Source organism: Flavobacteriales bacterium (assembly GCA_020435415.1).
In the GTDB taxonomy this organism is placed as follows: Bacteria; Bacteroidota; Bacteroidia; order JACJYZ01; family JACJYZ01; genus JACJYZ01.
The window spans coordinates 81,009-104,499 of the sequence record JAGQZQ010000001.1; the positions used below are offsets into that span (position 1 = coordinate 81,009).

Here is a 23,491-nt window from a genome sequence, read left to right on the forward strand (position 1 = left end):
GGTCAATCTCCTCTTCAGGCCGGCACTTTCTTTCCGGCGGCAATAAATTCCATCACCTTGTTCACCATCTCTTCTGAGCCTACGATGTAGGGAACGCGTTGGTGAATATCGGTCGGCTTGATGTCCATGATGCGTCCGTGACCATCGGTGGCCACACCACCTGCCTGTTCCGCGATAAAGGCCAGCGGGTTGCATTCGTACAGCAGACGGAGTTTTCCCTGGGGGTTCTTTGCGGTGGACGGATAAATAAATATCCCTCCCTTGATCAGGTTGCGGTGAAAATCGGCCACCAGCGAACCGATGTATCTTGAAGACAACGGACGACCGGTGGCGCTGTCTTCCTCCTGACAATACTTGATGTATTTTTTTACTCCTTCGGGAAAATGCACATAGTTCCCTTCATTGATGGAATATATCTTACCGTCTTTGGGAATGGTCAGATCGGGATGTGACAGGCAGAACTCACCGATGGACGGGTCCAGGGTAAAGCCATTCACGCCACGTCCTGTGGTGTATACCATCATGGTAGAAGAACCGTAGATCACGTAACCTGCGGCCACCTGCTCGGTTCCGGGCTGAAGGAAATCTTCCAGGTTACCCGGTCCGGAAAGCGACACACGGCGGTAGATTGAAAATATCGTTCCGATGGAAACATTCACATCGATATTGGACGAGCCGTCAAGCGGATCAAAGACCACCACATACTTTGCATTATCCGAAATGCTGCCATCGAAAGGGATGAGGTCTTCATTCTCTTCAGATGCCACGGCACAACACTCTCCTCCGGATTTCAGCGCGGCGATGAACTGTTCATTGGCAAACACATCCAGCTTCTTCACTTCTTCCCCCTGCACATTCACGCTGCCGTCCTCACCGAGAATATCCACCAGTCCGGCCTTGTTCACCGCACGGTTCACAATCTTGGCCGCCAGACCGATATCGCTGAGCAATCTGGACAGCTCTCCCCTCGAATAAGGGAACTCCGCCTGGCGCTCGATAATGAACTCGTTGAGGGTGGTTACATGTTTGTCTTTGTTCAATCCTACCATAACTGATGTTTTAATACCTCACAAATATCGGAATTATCGGCCAATACAGGAAATCTAACGGTTTATGGTCTAAAGTTTAAGGTTTAATGTTTAAGGTTGGTCCGAACCTTAAACATTAAACCTTAAACCTTAAACCATCTATTCCTTACCTTTGACACAAATTACAGCCCATGAACTTCACGATAAGAAAAGCGGTGCGGGAAGATGTTCCCGACCTGTTGCGCCTGATACGCGAATTGGCCTTGTATGAAAAAGCACCTGATGAGGTCACCGTAACCGAAGAAGAACTTGCCCGTGACGGCTTCGGTGACAAGCCCATCTTCGATGCCATTGTCGCCGAAACGCCGGAACGGATCGTAGGGATGGCCCTGTACTTCCCGGTATACTCCACCTGGAAAGGCAAGTGCATTTATCTTGACGACCTGATCGTGGAAGAATCCATGCGGGGCAGCGGTATCGGAAAAGCTTTGTTAACGGAACTCATGCGCATCAGCAAAGCCTTCGGTGCACGCCGACTGGCATGGCAGGTGCTGGACTGGAACGAACCCGCCATTAAGTTTTATGAAAGTCTGGGGAGCCAGCTGGATGGCACCTGGATCAACTGCAAGCTGACGGGTGAGCAGCTGCATGAGATGGAACTTACCCGTTAAAAGTTTGTGGTTTGCTTCGTCCTCCATAGCTTTAGCGAAGGAGGGTGGTTTGTAGTTTGTGGTTCGGTGTCAAACGTTAATCATTATGCAAAGTTGTTTTACCTGATCATATGCGCCAAACCAATGCTTAAGGATTCTTCCGGGACTCCTCGTGTCAACTACAAACTAGAAACCAGAAACTAGAAACCACATTAATTATATGAAAGTATTCAAGTTTGGGGGCGCATCGGTGAAAGATGCTGATTCCGTGAAGAACGTCGCCCGTGTGTTGAAGCAATTTCCTGAGGAGTCACTTGTGGTGGTGGTATCGGCCATGGGCAAAACCACGAACGAACTCGAAAAGCTGGTGGCATGTCACCTCCAGGGCCACAAAAACAAAACACTCAAACAACTCAAGTTTATCCGCGACTTTCACATGACCATCGTGAATGGACTGTTCGGAAAAGAAGATGCGGTCGAAGGTCTGGAAAACCTTTTAAGTGAACTGGAAACCCGGTCCCTGAAGAAACCCACTACCAACGAAGATTTCGCTTATGATCAGATCGTATGCTACGGCGAACTCATTTCCACCCGCATCGTGGCAGCCTACCTGAACAACGTGGGCATGTCCTGCACATGGTGGGATGCGCGCGACCTTATCCTCACGGACAGCACCTACCGCGAAGGGAAAGTCAACTGGAAAGTGACGCGGGAACGGGTACGCAAAAACCTGTTGCCGAAACGTAAAAAACATATTTCCCTCACCCAGGGTTTCATCGGTAGCACTTCCCAAAAACATACGACAACACTGGGCCGGGAAGGATCCGATTATACCGCTGCCATCCTTGCCCACACCCTCGAGGCGGAAGAAGTGACCATCTGGAAAGATGTACCCGGCGTACTCAATGCCGATCCCAAGTGGTTTGATGACACGGTTCTCCTCCCCCAGCTGTCTTACCGTGATGCCATTGAGCTCTCCTATTACGGCGCCACCGTCATTCACCCGAAGACCATCCAGCCTTTACAAAACAAGAAAATCCCGTTGCGGGTGAGGTCGTTCGTGAACCCGAAAGCCAAGGGCACCGTCATCGCTGAAGCGCATTACCGCAAACTCATCCCATCATTCATCTTCCGAATCGACCAGGCTTTGCTGTCCATCCAGGCAAAGGATTTCTCTTTCATCGCCGAGGATAACCTGAGCTTGATCTTCAGTCTGTTCGCCAAACACCGCATCAAAATCAACGTGATGCAAAACAGCGCCATCTCCTTTCTGGTAGCAATGGATAACAACAAAAAGAAGGTCTCCGCCCTGACAAAAGACTTGTCTAAACACTTCAATGTACAAAGCCAAACCGGGCACCTGGAGCTGATCACCATCAGGTATTACGATCAGAAAACCATCGACCGCGTTTGCATCAACAAGGAAATTCTACTGGAACAAAAAGGACCGGAGAATGTGCAGCTGGTGGTGAAGGATAGGGGGTGATGTGATGATGTGGTGATGTGGTGATGTGGTGATTTGGTGATGTTGATCTGAAGAAGAAACAATTTATCCATCCGCAAGCGCCTCAAATTCCTTTCTTTTATTTTCAAACCACTCCTGCATAGCCTTTGGATTCTGCATCAGTTCCTGCATTTCATCCATGGCTTTGAGGTGAGCGGTATCCCCTTTCTGAAACATTTCCCTTCCATGTTGTTTGCTTAATTCCGCCATCTCCTCGAAAGTGTTCGCGTGAAATTCCTGGTCGCATGCGCCGCCCAGTTGTTTGCATGTCATGGTTTTCATGATGTTGGTGTTGGTTCCGTTTACTTAATCCCAAACTATGCAATAGAAAATTTTCTATTGCATGATTTTGGGGTTAACAACGCAAATACAATAGCCGCATAAAGCAAGGAATGTACCAAACCTACCGAGATCTTCAGGCAGCATTGTCGTTATAATATTTGATCTGTTTTAATACTCCGGCCTTCTTTTCCCTTTCCTCCTCCAGGTCATAGTCATCCTGCAGTCCGAGCCAGAACTTGGCAGTGGTTCCGAAATACCGGCTTAACCTGAGAGCGGTATCCGCAGTGATTCTCCTGTTTCCCTTGATAATCTCTGAAGTCCTTGTTTGTGGTATTTCAATGTCTTTTGACAAACGATAAGCACTTATGTTCAACGGAATCAGAAACTCTTCCAACAAAATTTCACCGGGGTGTATGTTTGGTAGCTTGGCCATGATTCAAGATTTTAGTGATAGTCCATTATTTCAACTTCCGAGGCTTGCCCGTTATTCCATCGAAAAACAATTCGCCATTGATCATTGATCCGGATGCTGTAGAAGTTTTTATGTGCACCTTGCAATTTCTCTAATCTGTTCGCCGGAGGCACCCGCAAGTCTCCTATGTTCTGTGCATTATTCAACATTCTGAGTTTTCTTCTTCCAACCTTTTGAATCTCCAATGGCAATTGTTTTACCCGATCACCATTCCAGATACTTTCTGTTTCCTTTGATCCAAATGACACAATCATACTAACGCATTACATTAGTAACGTTAAAAGTAACCAATATGTTTCGATTTAAAAAGAAGCTTTCTTTCTCAAATTCCTTTCTCTTGTTTTCAAACCAGTCCTGCATGGCTTTTGGATCCTGCATCAGTTCCTGCATTTCGTTCATGGCTTTGAGGTGTGCTTCATCGCCTTTCTGAAGCATTTCCCTTCCGTGTTGCTTGCTTAATTCCGCCATCTCCTCGAAAGTATCCGCCTGGAACTCCTGGTCGCATGCACCACCCAGTTGATTGCATGTCATTGTTTTCAGCTTATTTCGTGCGTACCTCAATTCGCATTATCATTGGTTAATGATAGGGTAGCTGTAAGCTACAGAATAGTACGACGAAGGTGCACCTGTCCCGGTATCGCAATGATCCGGGAACCTTCGCCGAACCTCCACATCACACATCACACATCACACATCACACATCATACATCATACATCACACATCATACATCATACATCATACATCATACACCCCCCGCGTACCCCTGGGCAAACCTTCCCCCGTCAACCCGACGCGTTACGCACTGCCTCCTGCCTCCTGCCTACTGCCTACTAACTCCTGCCTACTGACCTAATCTTCTCCGCCAGAAACACCGCCAGCTTCTCGTACGACTCATACGACCATCCGGCAATGTGCGGGGTGATGATGGCATTCGGATTGTCTATCAGGTATTGCAATGGCCCGGGAATTGCGTCGGTGGATAGTTTTTCGAATGACGACTTTTCATACTCCAGAACATCCAGACCGGCGCCGATCACCTTCCCTTTCTTCATTGCATCTGCGAGGTCGGAGGTATTTACAACCGCTCCACGGGACGTGTTGATGAGGTAGATATTCTTGATGAAGCGATCCAGGTATGCCGCATTAACCAGTCCTCGTGTTTCGTCGGACAGCGGTACATGTAAGCTCAGGATATCTGCCTGGGCGAATATCTCATCCATCGACACACTGCGCACCATACCTTCCTCGATCATTGGCAGGTAAGGATCAAACACCATGACTTCCGTAGTGAATCCCCTCAGACGACGAGCAAGTGCGGAACCGGTATTTCCATAACCGATGATGGCTACGGTTTTTTCGTCGAGTTCTATCCCGCGGTTGGCTTCACGTTCCCATTTTCCCGCGCGTACTTCATCCCATGAACGGGAAATGTTTTTTGTAAGTGACAGCATCAGACCCAGCGCATGATCTCCCACCGCATCGCGATTGCCTTCCGGTGCGGAAAAGCAACGAATGCCTTTTTCTTCGGCATAAGCCACATCTATGTTCTCCATGCCGGAGCCATAACGTGCAATCCATTTAAGATTGCCAGCACGGTCGATAAACTCCCGGTTCACGGGAAACTTGCTGCGGATGACCAGCCCCTCGTAATTCGGGATGAGGTCATACGCTTCTTCAGGGGTAATGTCATATTGAAGATCGCATTCCCACCCATCACCGGAAAGGAGGCTCATCATCCGTTCGTGCACACTGTCTGCAAAAAGGACTTTCATGTTTTTTCGGAGGTTAATAATTAGAGGTTTCTGGTTAAAAGTTTAAGGTTCGTTAACGGGGTTATCGTATATCCATAAACCAATGTAGCATCATGGGAGTTCACTTGATCATACCTTTTGTCCCTGGATGGATGCATATCACCAAACCAGCCTGCCTCGCAATAGTCCAAGCGTCGGCTGGCAGGTCATCACATCACCAATTCACCACATCAACTATCATCCATATATCATGTGGCCGATGGTGAAGTAGACCAGCAAGCCAAGTACATCATTGGTGGTAGTGATAAAAGGACCTGTTGCCAATGCAGGATCTATCTTATACCGATGCAACATGAGGGGAATCAGGGTCCCAAAGATAGAGGCAAAAATAATAACGGTCATTAATGCGGAACTTACCGTGAAGCTTAACATCAGATCATTGTTGAATATCCAGTTGTAGATCAGCAGAACGGCAGAGCAAATAGCGCCATTGATGAGGGAGACAGAAAGCTCCTTCATCACCTTCGAGAAAATATTGTTAAACTCCAGGGATTTATTTGCCAGACCCTGAACGATGATTGCGGAAGACTGCACACCCACATTTCCTCCCATGGCCGCAATCAGGGGTATGAAAAATGCCATGGACGGATTGATCTGTAGTTGCTGTTCATGTGAACTGATCACCTGTGCACCCAACAGACCACCCAACAGACCGATCAGCAGCCAGGGTAATCGTGCCCTCGAAAGTACCCAAACGCGGTCACGCTGTTCCACATTGCCGGAGATACCGGATGCCAGCTGGTAATCACGGTCGGCTTCTTCCTGCATCACATCCACCACGTCGTCAATCGTAATGCGACCGATCAACCGTTTGTGGTCATCCACCACCGGCAGCACAACCAGGTCATATTTTTTCATGATGACAGCCACTTCCTCGCCAGGGGTATCGGCACTTACGGAAATCACATCTTCATCATAAGCATTTGCCACTTTGGTTATGGTAGGATGCACCAACATATTCTTGAGTGGAAGTAATCCCACCAGACGATCTTCGTCATCCACTACATACACAGCGTATACATCATCCACCTCCTCAGCCTGCTTGCGCAACTCATCAATACACGTATGAATATCCCACGTAGTTCGGGCCTTGATCAGTTCCTTGGCCATCAGACCACCGGCGGAATCCTCATCGTAACCCATCAGGTGTACAATGTCACTGGCCTGCTCAATGTCCTCCATGTGGGTGAGGACTTCCTGCTTTTTATCTTCCGGCAGCAGGGCCATGAGGTCGGCAGCATCATCGGACTCGAGGTTCTCGATCACATCCTCAGCGATCTCACGGGATGTGAAGTTCTCGAGCAGTTCTTCCCGTTCGTCTTCATCCATTTCGATGATGACTTCGGCGACCTTTCCCTTCTCAAGCGACTGGTATAGCACCTTGACCTGGTCTACTTCCAGTTCATCAACAATCTCGGCAATATCCGCAGGGTGGAGGTGTTCGGTAAGCGAATTCAGCGCGACGGTGTCATGCTGTTTGATGGCTTCCTTGATACCGGAGATCAGATCCTTTGTTAACTCAAAAGCCATGTCCTGCGCACAATTTAGGTTCTATCCGGCCGTAGGGCCCGGGCGAGTTCGTCAAATGCTTCAACCGATAACTCTTCTGCCCTTTTGGTTAGGTATGGGACCTCACCGAACGAGGGCAAAATAACGGTTTTTAGTGCATTCCTCAAAGTCTTTCTGCGTTGATTGAATGCCAGCTTCACAACTTGTCGGAACCACTTCTCATCGGCAAGAATGCGGGGCGTCTCTCTGCGCACCAGCCGTATCACGGATGACTTCACCTTAGGCGGTGGAAAGAATGCTCCCGGCTGTAATGTCATGACCTGTTCAACTTCATAATAGGCCTGGATCAGCACACTCAGAATACCGTAAGTTTTACTGCCCGGTTGCTCCCTGACCCTATCAGCCACTTCCTTCTGGAACATTCCCACCACCAGCGGTATCATCGGGCGATTGTCCAGAATCCTGAATAATATCTGCGAAGAGATGTTATACGGAAAATTGCCGATGACTGCCAATGACAGGCATTCTGTTTGTGCCGGGTCCCATTTCAGAAAGTCTTCCAGGAACAATTGCGGTTTGATGGCAGGAATCAGGTCAGTCACGAAGGCTGCCGCCTCGGGGTCTATTTCCACCACATAGAGTTTATCACCATACGTTGTCTGCAGGTGCTGGGTGAGGATACCTTTCCCCGGACCTACCTCGACGACCTTCTCAAAATCGATACCCTGCAAGGCCTGCACGATCTGAAGTGCCGTGTTGGTGTCGGTAAGGAAGTGCTGTCCGAAATGCTTTTTGGGTCGCATGCCCGAAAATAGAAAGATTATTCCGACTGTCGTTTAACTTCATCACAGTGGTTATGTATCTTCGTATGTAATCAATGTAACGGTATCATGAAAAAACTGCTTTTTCTCACGTACCTGATGTTGACCGCTTTCGGATCGGTTTTCGCACAGGACGACTATGCCGATACCACCAACGGGAAAGCTTATGAGCTGTATGTGGTTATCAAGAACGACGGCACTAAATATGTTGGCAAGATTATCTCGGACGACGCCCGGGAATTACTTTTGGAAACAGAGAAGGTTGGTCAGATTTACATCCCCAAACATGAGATCAAAGAGGTGAAGAAGATTGAATCCGGACAGCTCTCCAAAGCCGGTGAGTTTATTGCGGATGATCTTTTTGCAACACGATATTTTATTTCAACCAATGGTTTGCCCGTAGCAAAAGGAGAGAGTTATATTCTCTGGAACCTGTACGGACCCGATTTTCAGTTTGCGGTCAGCGATCATGTCACCGTTGGTGTTCTTACCTCATGGTTTGCGGTACCCATTATCGGTTCTGTCAAATATTCAGCGAGTCTCAGCGAGTATGTGCATGTGGGCGTTGGTGGACTTCTGGGTACCTTATCATATATAAGACCCAGTTGGGGAATGGCACTTCCCTATGGGACGCTTACGCTTGGGAACAAAAGAGCCAACATTAGCGTTTCCGGAGGTTACGGAGGTTATTTCGGTGACGGTGAATCCGGAGGCAGGGCATTGTTCGCAGTAGCCGGATTGGCCAAGATAAACACTAAATTTTCCTTTGTATTTGATTCATTTATCATTCCTCCAAAATCCGGTGAGCCCTGGGGCAGTGCCTATCTGTTTATACCCGGTTTGAGGATAGAAACGAAGGAAGATCGGGCCTTCCAGTTTGGATTTGCGGGTGCGACTTTTGAAGGTGAAACGGCTCCCATCCCGATCCCCATGATTCAATGGTTCAGAAAATTCTGACATGGATGTAGAAAAAATCCGCAACATCTGTCTCGGGAAACCGGGTACCACGGAAGACATGAAGTGGGGCGATCACTTATGCTTTTGCGTGGCTGGAAAAATATACCTGATCCTGGGTATGGATGACCATCCGGTTACCGCATCCGTAAAAGTAACAGATGATGAATTCGAAACATGGAGCCGGCGCGAAGGTTTTGTTCCCGCCCCTTATATGGCCCGAAACAAATGGGTGAAGATGGATGATCTCGAACGACTCGGTGAGAAGGAATGGCGTGAGCGCATCGAAATCTCATATGACATCATCCGGTCAAAACTTCCTAAGAAAATTCAGGCAAGCCTGTAACAATGGGAAACCATATTCAACAAATCGACGATTACATTCTCAAGGCACAAGGGTTTGCCCAACCCATCCTTCAACACCTGCGAACACTGATCCATCAGGCCTGTCCACAACTGGAGGAAAAGGTACGGTGGGGCATGCCGCACTTCGATTACAAAGGCATGATGGTGAGCATGGCCGCATTCAAGGCCCATTGCAGTCTCATGTTTTTTAAAGGAGAGTTTTTGAACGACCCCAAGGGTGTTCTTGATAAACAGAGAGAAAAGGGCATGGGACAGTTCGGACGCATCACCTCCCTGAATGATCTTCCTTCGGACAAGGTGCTCATCGAATTTATCAAACAGGCCATGCATCTGAACGAGGATGGTGTGAAGAAAGCCAAACCCTTGAAGAAAAGCACGCCCGTGGTTGTTCCGGATGTGATCCGAACGGCGTTATCAAGTCATCAGAAGGCATTGAAATATTTCAATTCACTGCCACCCTCTCACCAAAAGGAATATATTGAGTGGATCACTGAAGCCAAAACGGACACCACCCGCGAAAAACGAATAAAAACAATGCTGGAATGGCTCACCGAAGGCAAGTCCCGAAACTGGAAGTATATGAAATAGTTTGAGGTTTAAAGTTGAAGGTTACAGGTTGTCCGAACCTTAAACCTTAAACCTTAAACCATTCAACCTTCAAGTTCTTTCTTAAGATTATCCAACCCTTCAGCCAGACTGGGTCCCAATGCTTTTTCCATATCCATGAACAACATCATAATGTTCATCGGATAAGCCATATTGCCTTCAAAACCCCACTCCACTTTGGTGGCACCACCAGCATCAGCGGTGGTCATATATGCGCCGCCTTTGGATTCAAAAGGCTCTTTGAAACGCAATTCATAATCTATGCGCTGACCTTCGGTAATGCCCATGATTTCCTGCTCACCCTTGCCTACATCTTTGTTATCGCTTTCCCAGGCTGAGACAAAACCCACGGTACCATCGGTTCCTGTGTAATTCTTTTTCATGTTGGGATCCATTTGCGCCTATACGCTGAAGTTGTCCTGATTCTTCAACATTTTCAGATAGGAAAAAACTTCTGTTTTAGGTTTGTTGATGGTCACCTCCCTGACAACATGGTAATCCTTGGCGGTGAATATTGGAATAATAAAAAACAGAGCAACGATGGCTCCGAGAACGATCAGTACTTTTTTCATGATGGATGTGTTTGATTGAACCTTCCGTAGATCGATCAAATATAATAACTTGTCGATAATTCCTAAAAGAGGTCCTAACTCCCTGACTGCCCAACCACTTCGAGAAGCGTACGAAATGCCACCATTTTATCTTTGTACTTATCCACCACTTTTTTCTGGAGTTCGGGAGCATGCTTGTCCCGGTAAAGCTCATACTCCTTCATGGAAGTGCAGTGATACTGGATGGCGTAGGTTCGTCCTTCGGGGTCGTCGGAAAGCACACGTGACATGCGGTGACCTGTAAATCTTCCGGTTTCCAGTACTTCCGGAATGTGTACGCTATTCATCCATTCCAGCCACTCGTCATGGACATCGTCGCTGATGTTTACGGTTACATTGTATACGATCATTTGATAGTAGTTAGTAGATAGTAGTTAGTCGTTAGTAAGGGGCAGGGTTACAGTAAAACGCGCTCCACTGGTTGGTCCCTGGTTTACCTCTACCCTTCCACCATAAAGCTGGGTGATGTAGCGTACGATGTAAAGTCCGAGACCGGTGCCACGCGTGGTTCTTGTTTCCTCCTGCTCCACCCGGTAAAACCGCTCAAAGATATGTTCTCTTTCATTTTCGGGGATGCCCGGACCATCATCTTCCACCTGTATGACCACGGAATTGCGAATACGGTGTATGTCTAACCGTACGGTCTTCTCATCCGGGGTATACTTGAAGGCATTGCTCAACAGGTTCTCCAGGACTGACTCCAGGGCATGATCATCTCCCCTAACGGTGATACCTTCTTCCACGGATAACACAAGATGGGGACCAGCGCTATGTTTGGCCTGCATCCGTGCCGCTATATTCTCCGCGAGTTCGGACAACATCACCACATCTTGCTGGAAAAAGCCTTTACCGCTTTCAATGCGTGCAGCCATCAACAGGTTATCTGCCAGTTTTGCCAGGCGGTCCGTATCCTCAATGGCCATATCCGCCATTTCGTTTACCTGCTGCTCCGGAAGCTTCCGGTTACGTATCGTTTCCAATTGCAACCGGATAGATGCCAGCGGACTTTTAAACTCATGACTGATACTCAATAGAAAGTTCTTTTCCTGCTTTGCCAGAGAGACTTCTCTTCTGAAAGCACGTCGCACGCGCCACACGCCAAGGAGAAGAATCAGGAGAAAGACACTGCCTTCGCCCACGACCATCCATAAACGGCTATCCCGGGTTTTATCAACCGTACCCCCATCTGCCAGTATCCATGCCCACCACCCGAACTGAAGCAGAATGTAGGCCACCAGCAGATAAAATACCGTAAGTGTCTTATGTCTTTGCTCCCTGGCCATTGAACAAATGTACCATCAATTTTTTTCATCTTTACAAGAGCGAACGTGCCTTTCTGTTGTAGGCCGTATACAATTGCAGAAGGCCTGAAAATAACATTCATGAAAGAAAAAACAGAAAAAGAATGGCAGGAAGAACTTGATGCGGAGTCTTTCGATATTCTCAGGAAGAAGGGCACCGAACGGCCTTTTTCCGGTAAGTTCAATGACCACTTTGAGAAGGGTGAATACGTATGTAAGGGTTGCGGTGAAGTTCTGTTTGCGTCCGGTTCCAAGTTCAATGCCCATTGCGGATGGCCGGCATTTGACCGATCCATTGCAGAAGATGCGATCACTGAGACACGGGATACGAGTCATGGCATGGTTCGAACAGAAATCTGCTGCAGCAAATGCGGTGGTCATCTCGGCCATGTCTTCGATGATGGTCCGACTGAAACCGGCCTGAGATATTGTGTGAACTCCCTTTCCCTGGACTTTAAGAAGGACCAATAAACCAGAGATACAATTGGAGATTCGCTGGGCTATTGAACATCTTTGGAACAGATTTTGGATATACCCTTCCAAACAAAGCTGATTGCCATATGAAACGCTTACGCCTCCTTGCCCTGTTACTGGTTTTTGCTTCGTGTGCTCCCAGGGTGCCCTTTACACAGCAAATCCGTGAAGAATACAAACTGACTGAAGATGAGCTGAAGTCTATCCAGTTTTATGTGTCGCACAACATCGTGTTGAAACGCGGAGAAAAGATGGATAAACAGAAAGCCACCGAAGATGGGGCGCTGAAGATCAAGAGCGGACAATCCGTAGAAGAGATTGTGATCAAAGCCGGCACACGTGGTGTGGTGGAAAAGGTGGTCGACGGAAATCGCCTTGCCATTAGTTTTGAAGTCGGCGACAATACCTATCTGGTCTTCGGTGAAGGCAAATCCATGAACGGTTATTACACTTTGCAGGCCACCGAATGGAAAGATGGCCGCGGAACCATTAATTATGGTGATCAGCTGTACATGTCCAATGCAGGAAGCGGAAGTATATATCTGTTGTTTAAGCTCAAGAAACTGGACCAGTACCGCAAGAAGCAGAAGATTGTGAAGGGTCGGAAGGTATAGACATTGCGGTCATGCCGTTGCCATTCACCGCACGATCGCGCAACCTAATGCCACCGGACTGGTGCTTCCCCGCCCTATCACCAAACCAGCCTGCCTCGCAATAGCCCGAGCATCGGCTGGCAGGCCACACATCATCACATCATCAAATCACCAAATCACCAAATCCACAGGCTCAATACTCCCACAGATCCTGTTCGAAGTCCATGATGTCATGCTTCACGCTTTCACCCTCAAGCAGGGCGTCCATTCCGGTTTTGTATTCTTTGATATACCGGTCGTAAGCATTGGATTCTTTGATGATGAAACTGCTGAACATCCGCTTCACAAAGACATCGTCAAAACTTAAGGGCATGACGGCGTTGTTTCTGATGAACACCTTCTTCTGTGCCAGAACCGGCCTCAGTTCCGGAAAGTATACCCAATAAAAATCGCGAAGTCCGAGGAATTCACCGGACTCAGAATACTCGGCGATCACCGGAGCGATCCCGATGATGCGGCATTCCATAACCGACCGCTTCTTATCGAAGTACCAGTCTTCCTTAAGCTTGAACATCACAACCCGACTCCGATCGAATGGGTTGGAAATGATCTTGGGTCTTTCAGTATCGTCTTCCGGGTAGTATACCATGATGGTATCGTTTTCACCGGCACCCAGCACGGATAATTGTTCACGCCCGATTGGCAGCGTGAATTCATCGCTGGTATAAAGTCCGTCATAGGCCTCATATGCCGTAACAGCACCTTCCAGCACAGCATCGTGGATCACGTCAAACAGGTTCTGACGTTCTTTGATGGGATGATTGCTGGCGGGATAAGCCAGGGGTAGATTCAGTTTTTCACGAAGATCAACATAGCGCCAGACGCGTTTGGACCACATCATATCGGCTTCCCTCACATACGGATAAGGAGTAACGCTTTCGTCACGCTCAGGTACGGTAACGCCATCCAAAACATTTTGACCGGTCATCATCATGGGTATGGCCATGCATGCGACCAGGGCCCTGTTCATTCGTCTTCTCATCATTTCCACGTTTTTGTTCAGGACCCTCTTCCTTACACTTCAACGGGCACCATACACTGGATAGTATGGCCTTTTGTTGTATAACCATTGAATTCAGGAAAAGGAACAGGTAAGAACCCTCCTTTACAACAAAATGTTCTGTTGGCCGAATCAACATATTTTCGCAAATTACGGCCGCGAAAGGAAGCTATACCAAACCTTTCCAAATAAGAAAATAACCTATGAACAAGATTACATTATTCTCATTGATGGCACTGACGATGGCTTCCTTCTCATGCCAGACCGGAAATGATCATCAGGACCAGGAGGGCAGCGCTGACAGTCTGACCGTGAACGAAACTGCAGAAGCAGAAGCACCTTCAACTTTTGAGGTGATGCTTCCTTCCCCATTACAGATTGCACGTATCTTTCAGAAAGCAGGACTTCCATTTAAAAAAGGACTGGTCAATGATCCTTCCAAGGTATCTTCTTATGCTTCCACGGATGTGCAGACTTTGAATTTTGGCGTATACTCTGCCGATCTCTCTTACCTCGTTCTCAACAAACAGTCTCAGGACGCCTTTAACCAACTCAAGGCAGTGAAGGAACTGGCCTCTTCAATTGGATTATCGCCCATATTCAACGATGCACAAATGATCGCCTCCTTTGAAAAAAATATAGGAGTTGAGGATTCGATGATTACCACACTGGTGAATCTGCAAGAGAAGTTACACGAAGTGCTGGAAGATGGGGAACAGGAACATCTTAACACAGTCATCTTTGCCGGCGCCTGGATCGAAGGTATGTATCTGGGTTCTCAAAGCACCGGGCAGGACATTATGCCGGGCATCAACAGCCGCATATTGGAACAGATGGCCATTCTTGGCAACCTGATCAAAGGTCTGGAAAATCAGCCCAATCATTCGGAAATGGTTGCTGCCATCATTACCGGACTAAAAGATATTCAGACAATGTACAATGGATTTGCCTCGGTGAAAGCACTGGACCAGTCGCAAGATGTTGAACTTGACCAGCTGCAGCTCACCAACGAAGAAAAAACCGCGCTGACGGAAAAGATCGCGCAAATCCGTTCATCCATCATTCAAGGTTAAACCTTTTCATATGCTAAAAAGAACCTTATTGCCGGCTAGTGTCCTTCTTCTGTTTGCAATGTTAGCCATATCGCAAACGGCGGAACCGGTTGACAGTTGCACACCGAGGGAAACCAGGGAAAAATGCAAACAATCGCTCGATCCGTTTAAATACGACGCAGGAAAGATTGTACGGATCGTTTTTAAGGAGCAGGCACAGCAACAGGAATATGAAATTCCACTTTATATAGGTGAGAAGTACCGCTTTGTATTTCAAAAAGAAGGTTTACCCCAGGATGTGGAAATCAATGTCTATGACAAGATGATCGGAGCCAAAAACCGGTCGTTGCTATTTTCCAGCAAGGGCAAGTCTTTTGACGAGAAGGAGATTATCTGGGAACCTGAGAAGTCGCGAAGGGTTTATGTCCACTTTGATATTCCGCCAACCACTGACGTGGTAAAAAAAGGTTGTGTGATATTTCTTTTGGGATATGCGCTCTGAATAGTCAATCAAGGATTAACCTGCATCATTTTCCCTATCTGTTTGTCCAGTACCTGACGCCCGGCTTTGCCTTTGTCATGATATAACAGCACCCAGTGTGCCTGTCTATCGCTTTCGGGGGCGGAAGCGCATGAATCGGGCTGGTTATCTCCTGATCTGGCACCAAGGACCAATTGACTGCCTTTTCCAAACTGTGGTATGGCATCCCGTTTAATGGTGTCATTAATGAAATAAATGGGGTAACATTTTCCATCTATTCTAAGGGCATCCAATGACAATGCGTCTGAACTCCGGTTCACTTTCATGCGCACCTGATATTCCGTATGGCCTGGTATACCGGGAATTCCAGGAACCACCTTCCGTTCCTGCACATCGATTAATTGGAACGGGGGTGCTGCACAACCGGTCAGCCCAACCCACAAGATGAGACGTGACCAACTGGTCATCACTCGATCTCTATTTCATCGCCCTTGGTATCAAAGAAACGATATTCCAGCATTTGGTAGGAGGTAGTCGGAAGTACCTTCAGCTTCAGACCAGTTCTGGACATCCATTTCTTCCGCACCGAATTAAACAGTCCGCGGTTAATATATGACTCGATGTAAGGGTGTGTGTAAACAGTCAATGCCTTGGTGATCTTCTCACTTGCGATATGCTTGAGCTTGTTCTCAATTTCATCCACGAGCAGAATACTTGGTTGTATCTCACCACTTCCATTGCAGGAAGGGCATTTTTCTGTTGTTACAATGTTCATTTCGGGACGAACACGCTGCCTGGTAATTTGCAACAACCCAAAGCGGCTTAGAGGTAATATCTTGTGCTTGGCCCGGTCCGCTTTCATCTCTTCCTTGAAGACCTCGTACAATTTCTTCTTGTTCTCGGCCTTGTACATATCGATAAAATCCACGACAATGATGCCGCCCATGTCGCGCAAACGAAGTTGCCGTGCAACCTCCTTTGCCGCCTCAATATTCACATCAAGGGCATTCGTCTCCTGGTCTTTATCTGATTTTGTTCTGGCTCCGCTGTTCACATCGATCACATGCAATGCTTCCGTATGCTCTATGATAAGATAGGCACCGGATGACATGGTCACTGTTTTACCGAACAGCGATTTGATCTGGCGGTGTATGCCAAAATTCTCGAACAAAGTTTTCTTACCCTGGTAGAGCTTAACAATATCCTGTTTATCAGAGCCGATGGACTTGAGGTATTTTTTTATGTCCTCATAGAGTTCGGTGCTATCCGTATAAATATTGTTGAACGAAGGATTCAGTACATCGCGTAGAAGAGCGGAGGTACGATCGATCTCACCTAAAACTTTCTTAGGTGCCTGGGCCCCCATGAGCGCTTTGTGACACTGTTCCCATTTGGAAACCAGGTCCCTCAGATCGTTGTCAAGATCTACGACCTTTCTGCCGGTGGCGGCAGTACGGACGATCACTCCGAAATTATCGGGCTTAATGCTCTCGATTAATCTGAGTAATCGTTCTCTTTCCTTTTCATCATTGATTTTCTGGGAAACCGAGACCTTGTTGTAAAAGGGCACCAGAACCATGTAGCGTCCGGCGAGAGATATTTCGCAACTTAGCCGTGGGCCTTTGGTTGAAATGGGCTCCTTGGTAATCTGCACAAGAAGACGGTGCTTTTCAGCGACCACATCTCCGATCTTCCCTCCCTTTTCAATATCCTTCTCAAGGCCAAAACCCTTAAGTGTTGCTTCCTTTCTGTTTTTGCTTAGGGTAGGCAAAAGAAACTTACCCAGCGATTTAAACTGGGGTCCGAGGTCATGGTAATGCAAAAACGCATCCTTGTCATAACCCACATCTACGAAAGCGGCATTTAATCCGGGCATCACCTTGGTCACCCGACCCAGGTAAAGGTCCCCGGCCACATAGCTCCGGTTACGCTTTTCATTATGAAACTCAACGAGTTGTTTCTCTTTGAGAAAAGCGATCTGAACTTCGGAATCCGTGGCCTTAATAATGAGCTCACTGTTCACTGTTTTCAGGATTGCGTGCGGCCCAGCTTCATTGCGATGCGCAATGATTAACTGTATAGGGTATCATATCAGACCGGGATCTTTAGGATCGATCGTTCACAACACTGTACCGGTCGGCATGCCGGCCACACAACGAAAAAATAACACAGCTCTCTTTGAATGTGAGTGAGGCCCGGAAAGCGGGCACAGAAGGTATTCTGTTTATACCATCACCCAGGCTCTTGATGCAGCCCGGGTATCATTCCAACTCACCGTTCTCAGACAGGTGTGTTTTTAGCTATTCTTCTTCTTATGGCGATTTTTGCGAAGTCTTTTTTTCCGCTTGTGGGTTGCCATCTTGTGTCTTTTCCTTTTTTTTCCGCTTGGCATTGCTATAACATTTACGTTAATACTGTGATGCTATTCGAGTGATTCAATCAACGTTCTGGCCTTTTCCTTAGCTGCACTGTCTGTTGCCACATCCAGAAACGTTTTATAAGCGTTTATGGCACCCGGGGTATCTGCCTGCATCATCAAGGCATCTCCCATGAAGAACCATGCTTCTTGGTTGTCCGGTTGTAATTCCAGGATCTGTTTAAACCTCGCTACCGCCTTTTCTCCCTGACCGGACATCAGTGAGAAATATCCCATTGCGGTAAGCGCCTCAATATTATCAGGGTCCTCTTCGAGTATCTCGCGTAGTTTGCGGATACCTTCCATTGGGTTTGTTCCCTGTTGAATGTCCCTAACAGCCTCTGCCAGCTTTTGCTCAACCGATGGCGAAGAATCTCCTCCGGCGGTCTTCTCATCCGCTTTGTGTGGCAGCACCCACATCAAACCGAATAAAACCAACACCGACAGCACCGCCAATCCGCGCCTCAACCGCTCCTTTCGGGACATCCGACCTATACCTTCGGCGAGTTGTTCCTGACTGCCTCTACAAAGGTCTTGGCCGGCTTAAATGTTGGAACAAAATGTTCCGGGATGATGATCGTGGTGTTCTTGGAAATGTTTCTGCCGGTTTTCTGAGCACGCTTCTTTACAACGAAGCTGCCAAAACCTCTCAGGTAAACATTCTTGCCCTGAACCATCGCACTTTTCACCGATTTCATAAAGGCTTCCACGGACGCCTGAACAGCCACCTTTTCAATGCCTGTTTTTTCAGCAATTTCCGCTACAATGTCTGCTTTTGTCATCTTTTCCTAATGATTTTCAATCAGTTATAATCGAAAAAGGGAGACGAAGATACGCTTTTTGTCTGGAACCCAAAAAAAAATCAATTAATTTTGATGCTAAGTAATTCAATCATAGAATGTTTTAAGATGAGAACATGGCAAAACGAATGGCTGAACTGGTACGCTGAACATCGCCGTGATCTTGCCTGGAGAAATACAAAAGATCCTTATGCCATCTGGGTATCGGAGGTGATTCTTCAACAAACACGTGTTGACCAGGGTACGGACTACTATCATCGTTTTCTTGACCGGTTTCCTACGGTCTCTCACCTCGCCAATGCACCAGAAAAGGATGTTTTAAAATGCTGGGAGGGTCTGGGCTATTATTCCCGTGCCAGGAACATGCACCACGCCGCCGGTCAGATAGTTGCTACCCATGGGGGACAGTTACCCGCTGACAGGGATGCATTGCTTGCCCTGAAAGGCGTCGGTCCTTACACGGCACACGCCGTTGCATCAATCGCCTTTGGTTTGCCGTATGCCGTGGTAGACGGGAATGTGTCAAGGGTGCTTAGCCGACTGTTTCTTATCACGGACGATATTGCCACGGGAAAAGGACACAAACGCATTGAACAGCAGGCCCTGGAAATTCTGGATCATCGTGATCCGGGCACCTGGAACCAGGCTGTTATGGAATTGGGAGCGCTGGTATGTACCCCCGTCAATCCGCGGTGCGGAGACTGTCCTGTTTCCGGAATTTGTAAGGCATACATCAAAGGCATGACGGATGAATTACCCGTAAAATCGCCCAAAAAGAAACCCAGGGACCGGTTCTTCAACTACCTCGTATGGGAAGATCCAGGGGGCATTCACCTTACCAAAAGGACCACGAAAGATATCTGGCAAAACCTTTATGAATTTCCTTTGTGGGAGTCCGATCAACCGGTTTCCGGTCCCGAGGAACTGATCGAAGCCATGCCTTCCTATTTCAGATCGGGTAAAGAGAAGATCATAGATCATACATCCATAACCCATATCCTCACCCACCAGAGAATTCATGCCGTCTTTTGTCATGTGCAGAGCGACCGGGTTATCAAACAGCCCGGTATTGAAAGGATCGAAAGAGACTCACCCGTAGCATGGCCCGTGCACCGACTGGTACAGCAATATCTGGTGAAGCTGGGTTTTATTTTTTAATTTTGAGGTTGCATCGACCGTTTCGCCCGGTTGATGGAGAACATTGTTTTATAGGGCGATGAAAATAAAAATTCTGTGTAGTTATGGCAGGCATAAATAAAGTGATCCTCGTTGGGAACCTTGGCAAGGATCCGGAAGTAAAATATCTGGAAAGTGGCGTGGCCATTGCAAAATTCCCGTTGGCAACTTCTGAAAGTTTTAAAGATAAATCAGGTAACCGTGTTGATCAGACGGAATGGCACAACATTGTACTCTGGAGAGGTCTGGCGGAAGTCGCTGAGAAATATCTAAAGAAAGGCAACCAGGTTTACATTGAAGGAAAGATCAAAACCCGTTCATGGGACGATCAGGATGGCAACAAAAAATACATGACCGAGATTGTTGCGGATAACATGACCATGCTTGGCGCCAGGAAGGATGAATTCGGAGATGATAGCCAGGCACCTTCATATGACAATGGCCCGGTAAGCCAGCCCGCGGCCAATGCCGATTCCGGACCATCTCCAACAGATGACCTTCCGTTCTGATCAATGAAGAATCATCGCCGTACCAATACCGTTTGTCCCCGTGGATAGTGCTGACGGCCTTCCGTTAGGCTGGACCGTTCTGACGGTTACTTTTCAAGGACTGACACCCGCTTCTGCGATTGCTCTGAGCGTACTTCCGTTGCTATTGCTGGCTTCTGCCATGATCTCCGGCGCTGAGGTGGCCTTCTTCTCACTGACCCCACAGATCCGAAAATCCCTTGAAGAAGATCCCGGGAAAAGGGGCAGGACCATCCTTCAATTGCTGGACAGGCCCAAACGACTACTGGCAACCATATTGGTCGCCAACAACCTGTTTAACGTAGCAGCCATCATCCTGTCTTCATTCGTGACAGCCAATGTTTTTCACTTTCAGGGAGACAAGGTACTTGCCATGTTGGTGGAGGTGGTCTTCATCACCTTCCTGCTCGTCCTTATCGGAGAGATATTACCGAAGGTGTACGCCACCAAACATGCCTTACCTATGGCTAGTCTAATGGCATTTCCATTGTTTGTAATGGAACGCATTTTCAGACCGATCTCCTTGTTCATGATCACCCTCACATCCGTGTTCGACAAAAGGATCAAGCAGAAATCCACCGAGCTTTCCATGGATGACCTGTCCCATGCGCTGGAATTAACCACGGATGAAGCCACCACCGAAGAAGAACAGAAAATGCTTTCCGGCATCGTTAAATTCGGAAATATAGATGTGAAGCAAATCATGAAGTCCAGGGTGGATGTCGTGTCACTGAATGATACTGCGGACTTTGACGAGGTGCTTAAAGTGATCATCGATGCGGGTTATTCACGTATCCCCGTATTTCATGAACATTTCGATCACATCGGTGGGGTGCTTTACGTAAAGGACCTTCTTCCTTATATCGACAAAGGGAAGTCGTTCAACTGGCAGGCATTGATCCGGAAACCCTTCTTTGTTCCCGAAAGCAAAAAGATCGATGACCTTCTGAAGGAATTTCAAAAATCGCGCATACACCTGGCCATCGTGGTAGACGAATATGGTGGCACGCTCGGAATTGTGACCCTTGAGGATATCATTGAAGAGATCGTGGGTGAGATAAGCGATGAATTTGATGAAGAGGAATTGGTTTATTCAAAACTGGATGATCACAACTTTATTTTTGAAGGGAAGATTCTGCTTAAGGATTTTTGCAGGGTCACCGGATTAGAAGAAGGAACTTTTGATGGCAGCGCAGCGGAAAGTCTGGGTGGAATTATTCTGGAACAAGAAGGCAAAATCCCAGATAAAAATGCCGTGGTTGTTTATAAAAATCTGGAGTTCAAGATCGAAGCCGTGGATACCCGCCGCATCATCAGGGTGAAGGTGACCATCCTTCAGGAAGAGGAAAAGAACAAGGAAAATGAGGATTGAATTTCTTAAACGTACCACTTTTCTCATCAGCCCGGTTTTGTTATTTCTCGGGTGCAACAGCTACGACCCGGTGCCCAAGCCAACCGGATACCTGCGAATCGACTTGCCGGAAAAATCTTACCGTGCTTATGAGTCGGATTGCCCTTTTACATTTGATTACCCCACTTATGCGGAGATCATCACCAGTGATCCCATGCTCAGGGAAAAGTGCTGGATGAACATCAACTTCCCCGCATTCAAAGGCAACCTTCATGTGAGTTATAAACCGGTAACGGATAACCTTCAGCAGTATCTTGAAGACTCATACCAGTTCAAGGTCAAGCATATGTCCATGGCCACCGCCTTTGAAGACAGCCTGATCACCGACCCGGAAAGAAAAGTATATGGCATGGCTTTTCAGATTAAGGGTGAGCGCACCGCCAGTCCATATCAGTTCTTCCTGACCGATTCTGTTCATCATTTCCTGAGGGCTTCCTTGTATTTCAGGGTCAGCCCCAACAACGACTCACTTGCCCCGGTGATTGATTTTCTGGAAAAGGATTTTGAACGAATGATCAGTTCGTTCCGCTGGAAAGAGAATGAAACACCCTGAACATCCCCAGGCGGTGACAAAGGGATAACACCACCGCCAATAAAAGGAAGGCACCGGCCTGGTGCAGCACCCCCATCACCACAGGAACACCCGTTAACAGGGTGACTACCCCCAGAATGAATTGCATGGATACGGCAATGATCAACCACAACGATGTGCGATGCAGTAATGACCATACTGGGTTCTTCCTTATCCTGAATGCCAGCCACAAAGCCAGGAGGGCGACGCCATATGCCAGGGTACGATGCACAAACTGCACCCCGGCCAGGCCGTCTATCAAGCCAGTCCACCAGGGATCCATTGCCGTCACACCGTCTGCTACCCACTGACTTCCCATCTTTGGCCAGGTATTGAACACCAGACCCGCTTTTAATCCGGCAACAAATGCGCCGTAGAGAATTTGCAGAGCCAATATCGCCAACAACAATTTAGACCAGGTGAGGATGGCAGGCGCCTGTATGCGTTCATCTCCGGACCGCCTGATGTCCAGTATCCACCAAAAGGCATAGGAGAATGTGGCCAGCGCCGTCATAAGATGCGCAGCCAACCTGTAGTGACTCACATGGGGATTATGATCCAGACCGCTCTGAACCATATACCATCCCAGCACCCCCTGAAAACCACCCATGGCAAAAAGGATGAGGGCACGGGGCACGGCACTTCCGGTGATCCATTTTTTTCGATAGAAGAAAATAAATGGCACCACGAAGACCACTCCTATCAGACGCCCAAGAAGCCGATGAATGTACTCCCACCAATAAATCGATTTAAAATCATCGAGTGTGAAATGAAAATTGCGTTGCTGGAACTCCGGGAACTGCTGATAATCCTCAAAGGCCTTTTGCCAGGCCTCTTCCGATAACGGTGGCAGCGCACCGGTGACCGGCTTCCACTCCACCATGGACAACCCGGATCCCGTGAGCCTGGTGATCCCGCCAATCACCACCATGGCAAAGATCAGCAGACAGCCTGAGGCCAACCACAGGGTGAGGGGTCGTTTACCTTCCTCGGTTTTATTCATGAAGCGAAATT

Annotated in this window: 29 protein-coding genes and 1 pseudogene; 13 read left to right on the plus strand and 17 right to left on the minus strand. The window is 47.8% G+C overall.

Translation table 11 applies throughout. From position 1 onward, the window contains the following. Window positions 1-14: 14 nt before the first annotated feature. Window positions 15-1,049 (minus strand): class 1 fructose-bisphosphatase, encoded by a 1,035-nt coding sequence (gene fbp, locus KDD36_00345; protein MCB0395067.1) that lies wholly within the window; start codon window positions 1,047-1,049, stop codon window positions 15-17. 170 nt (window positions 1,050-1,219) lie between these two features. Here fbp and KDD36_00350 point away from each other — a divergent pair, with 170 nt between their 5' ends. Together KDD36_00350 and KDD36_00355 are read left to right on the plus strand one after the other, a co-directional pair. After that, window positions 1,220-1,699, plus strand: coding sequence for a GNAT family N-acetyltransferase (locus KDD36_00350; protein MCB0395068.1), 480 nt, complete (start codon window positions 1,220-1,222; stop codon window positions 1,697-1,699). A 199-nt stretch (window positions 1,700-1,898) separates the two neighbouring features. After that, entirely contained in the window at window positions 1,899-3,164 is a 1,266-nt protein-coding gene (locus KDD36_00355; protein ID MCB0395069.1) for an aspartate kinase, read from the plus strand. A 63-nt stretch (window positions 3,165-3,227) separates the two neighbouring features. Here KDD36_00355 and KDD36_00360 read toward each other — a convergent pair whose 3' ends face one another. The 7 genes from KDD36_00360 to rsmA all read right to left on the minus strand — a co-directional run bounded on the left by KDD36_00360 (window position 3,228) and on the right by rsmA (window position 8,060). Further along, window positions 3,228-3,464 (minus strand): DUF1059 domain-containing protein, encoded by a 237-nt coding sequence (locus tag KDD36_00360; GenBank protein ID MCB0395070.1) that lies wholly within the window; start codon window positions 3,462-3,464, stop codon window positions 3,228-3,230. A 133-nt stretch (window positions 3,465-3,597) separates the two neighbouring features. Continuing rightward, window positions 3,598-3,897, minus strand: coding sequence for a HigA family addiction module antidote protein (locus KDD36_00365; GenBank protein ID MCB0395071.1), 300 nt, complete (start codon window positions 3,895-3,897; stop codon window positions 3,598-3,600). An 11-nt stretch (window positions 3,898-3,908) separates the two neighbouring features. Then, entirely contained in the window at window positions 3,909-4,190 is a 282-nt protein-coding gene (locus KDD36_00370; protein MCB0395072.1) for a type II toxin-antitoxin system RelE/ParE family toxin, read from the minus strand. Between the two features lies 1 nt (window position 4,191). Further along, a complete protein-coding gene (locus KDD36_00375; GenBank protein ID MCB0395073.1) occupies window positions 4,192-4,467 on the minus strand; it encodes a DUF1059 domain-containing protein in 276 nt (91 codons plus the stop codon). Window positions 4,468-4,767: 300 nt separating this feature from the next. After that, a complete protein-coding gene (locus tag KDD36_00380) occupies window positions 4,768-5,709 on the minus strand; it encodes a hydroxyacid dehydrogenase (protein MCB0395074.1) in 942 nt (313 codons plus the stop codon). Window positions 5,710-5,925: 216 nt separating this feature from the next. After that, a complete protein-coding gene (gene mgtE / locus KDD36_00385) occupies window positions 5,926-7,278 on the minus strand; it encodes a magnesium transporter (protein ID MCB0395075.1) in 1,353 nt (450 codons plus the stop codon). Between the two features lie 14 nt (window positions 7,279-7,292). Continuing rightward, entirely contained in the window at window positions 7,293-8,060 is a 768-nt protein-coding gene (gene rsmA, locus KDD36_00390; protein MCB0395076.1) for a ribosomal RNA small subunit methyltransferase A, read from the minus strand. 87 nt (window positions 8,061-8,147) lie between these two features. Between rsmA and KDD36_00395 the strand changes: the two genes are divergently transcribed. From KDD36_00395 to KDD36_00405, 3 genes are read left to right on the plus strand one after another with little or no spacing between them, the layout of a single operon-like run. Further along, window positions 8,148-9,035, plus strand: coding sequence for a hypothetical protein (locus tag KDD36_00395; GenBank protein ID MCB0395077.1), 888 nt, complete (start codon window positions 8,148-8,150; stop codon window positions 9,033-9,035). A 1-nt stretch (window position 9,036) separates the two neighbouring features. Beyond that, window positions 9,037-9,378 carry an MmcQ/YjbR family DNA-binding protein gene (locus KDD36_00400; GenBank protein MCB0395078.1) on the plus strand — a complete coding sequence of 114 codons (342 nt, stop codon included), beginning with the start codon at window positions 9,037-9,039 and terminating at the stop codon, window positions 9,376-9,378. Between the two features lie 2 nt (window positions 9,379-9,380). Next, window positions 9,381-9,986 (plus strand): YdeI/OmpD-associated family protein, encoded by a 606-nt coding sequence (locus KDD36_00405; protein MCB0395079.1) that lies wholly within the window; start codon window positions 9,381-9,383, stop codon window positions 9,984-9,986. A 62-nt stretch (window positions 9,987-10,048) separates the two neighbouring features. Here KDD36_00405 and KDD36_00410 read toward each other — a convergent pair. The 3 genes and pseudogenes from KDD36_00410 to KDD36_00420 form a co-directional block, all read right to left on the minus strand. Beyond that, window positions 10,049-10,576, minus strand: a pseudogene (locus KDD36_00410) (SRPBCC family protein). Between the two features lie 74 nt (window positions 10,577-10,650). Continuing rightward, window positions 10,651-10,965 carry a DUF4286 family protein gene (locus KDD36_00415; protein ID MCB0395080.1) on the minus strand — a complete coding sequence of 105 codons (315 nt, stop codon included), beginning with the start codon at window positions 10,963-10,965 and terminating at the stop codon, window positions 10,651-10,653. 24 nt (window positions 10,966-10,989) lie between these two features. Next, window positions 10,990-11,898, minus strand: a complete 909-nt coding sequence (locus KDD36_00420; GenBank protein MCB0395081.1) for a HAMP domain-containing histidine kinase — start codon at window positions 11,896-11,898, stop codon at window positions 10,990-10,992. A 99-nt stretch (window positions 11,899-11,997) separates the two neighbouring features. Between KDD36_00420 and msrB the strand changes: the two genes are divergently transcribed. Together msrB and KDD36_00430 are read left to right on the plus strand one after the other, a co-directional pair. Beyond that, the gene (gene msrB, locus KDD36_00425; GenBank protein ID MCB0395082.1) at window positions 11,998-12,387 is read left to right on the plus strand and encodes a peptide-methionine (R)-S-oxide reductase MsrB; all 390 of its coding nucleotides are present in this window, start codon (window positions 11,998-12,000) and stop codon (window positions 12,385-12,387) included. An 89-nt stretch (window positions 12,388-12,476) separates the two neighbouring features. After that, a complete protein-coding gene (locus tag KDD36_00430; protein MCB0395083.1) occupies window positions 12,477-13,004 on the plus strand; it encodes a hypothetical protein in 528 nt (175 codons plus the stop codon). 172 nt (window positions 13,005-13,176) lie between these two features. On the opposite strand, the gene gldN is transcribed toward KDD36_00430, so the two are convergent. Then, window positions 13,177-14,028 (minus strand): gliding motility protein GldN, encoded by an 852-nt coding sequence (gldN, locus tag KDD36_00435; protein ID MCB0395084.1) that lies wholly within the window; start codon window positions 14,026-14,028, stop codon window positions 13,177-13,179. Window positions 14,029-14,246: 218 nt separating this feature from the next. On the opposite strand from gldN, the gene KDD36_00440 reads away from it, so the two are divergent. Both KDD36_00440 and KDD36_00445 read left to right on the plus strand, forming a co-directional pair. After that, window positions 14,247-15,116 carry a hypothetical protein gene (locus tag KDD36_00440; GenBank protein MCB0395085.1) on the plus strand — a complete coding sequence of 290 codons (870 nt, stop codon included), beginning with the start codon at window positions 14,247-14,249 and terminating at the stop codon, window positions 15,114-15,116. Between the two features lie 10 nt (window positions 15,117-15,126). After that, window positions 15,127-15,597, plus strand: coding sequence for a hypothetical protein (locus tag KDD36_00445; GenBank protein ID MCB0395086.1), 471 nt, complete (start codon window positions 15,127-15,129; stop codon window positions 15,595-15,597). Window positions 15,598-15,605: 8 nt separating this feature from the next. Here KDD36_00445 and KDD36_00450 read toward each other — a convergent pair whose 3' ends face one another. The 4 genes from KDD36_00450 to KDD36_00465 form a co-directional block, all read right to left on the minus strand. Then, window positions 15,606-16,043, minus strand: a complete 438-nt coding sequence (locus KDD36_00450) for a hypothetical protein (GenBank protein MCB0395087.1) — start codon at window positions 16,041-16,043, stop codon at window positions 15,606-15,608. Continuing rightward, on the minus strand, window positions 16,043-17,599 hold the full coding sequence (locus KDD36_00455; GenBank protein MCB0395088.1) for an Rne/Rng family ribonuclease: 1,557 nt from the start codon (window positions 17,597-17,599) through the stop codon (window positions 16,043-16,045). The genes KDD36_00450 and KDD36_00455 overlap by 1 nt, the downstream gene beginning before the upstream one ends. Before the next feature lie 399 nt (window positions 17,600-17,998). Next, a complete protein-coding gene (locus KDD36_00460; GenBank protein ID MCB0395089.1) occupies window positions 17,999-18,478 on the minus strand; it encodes a tetratricopeptide repeat protein in 480 nt (159 codons plus the stop codon). 5 nt (window positions 18,479-18,483) lie between these two features. Continuing rightward, window positions 18,484-18,774: an integration host factor subunit beta gene (locus KDD36_00465; protein ID MCB0395090.1), complete on the minus strand. Its 291-nt coding sequence runs from the start codon at window positions 18,772-18,774 to the stop codon at window positions 18,484-18,486. A gap of 126 nt (window positions 18,775-18,900) precedes the next feature. Here KDD36_00465 and mutY point away from each other — a divergent pair, with 126 nt between their 5' ends. The 4 genes from mutY to KDD36_00485 all read left to right on the plus strand — a co-directional run bounded on the left by mutY (window position 18,901) and on the right by KDD36_00485 (window position 22,459). Beyond that, window positions 18,901-19,950, plus strand: a complete 1,050-nt coding sequence (gene mutY, locus KDD36_00470) for an A/G-specific adenine glycosylase (GenBank protein ID MCB0395091.1) — start codon at window positions 18,901-18,903, stop codon at window positions 19,948-19,950. Window positions 19,951-20,033: 83 nt separating this feature from the next. Beyond that, window positions 20,034-20,477, plus strand: a complete 444-nt coding sequence (locus tag KDD36_00475; GenBank protein MCB0395092.1) for a single-stranded DNA-binding protein — start codon at window positions 20,034-20,036, stop codon at window positions 20,475-20,477. 160 nt (window positions 20,478-20,637) lie between these two features. Beyond that, window positions 20,638-21,867, plus strand: a complete 1,230-nt coding sequence (gene gldE / locus KDD36_00480; protein ID MCB0395093.1) for a gliding motility-associated protein GldE — start codon at window positions 20,638-20,640, stop codon at window positions 21,865-21,867. Then, window positions 21,857-22,459, plus strand: coding sequence for a hypothetical protein (locus KDD36_00485; GenBank protein ID MCB0395094.1), 603 nt, complete (start codon window positions 21,857-21,859; stop codon window positions 22,457-22,459). Before gldE ends, KDD36_00485 begins: the two co-directional genes overlap by 11 nt. Here KDD36_00485 and KDD36_00490 read toward each other — a convergent pair. Then, window positions 22,422-23,480 (minus strand): COX15/CtaA family protein, encoded by a 1,059-nt coding sequence (locus tag KDD36_00490; protein ID MCB0395095.1) that lies wholly within the window; start codon window positions 23,478-23,480, stop codon window positions 22,422-22,424. The two genes, KDD36_00485 and KDD36_00490, sit on opposite strands and share 38 nt — an antisense overlap. Window positions 23,481-23,491: the final 11 nt, after the last annotated feature.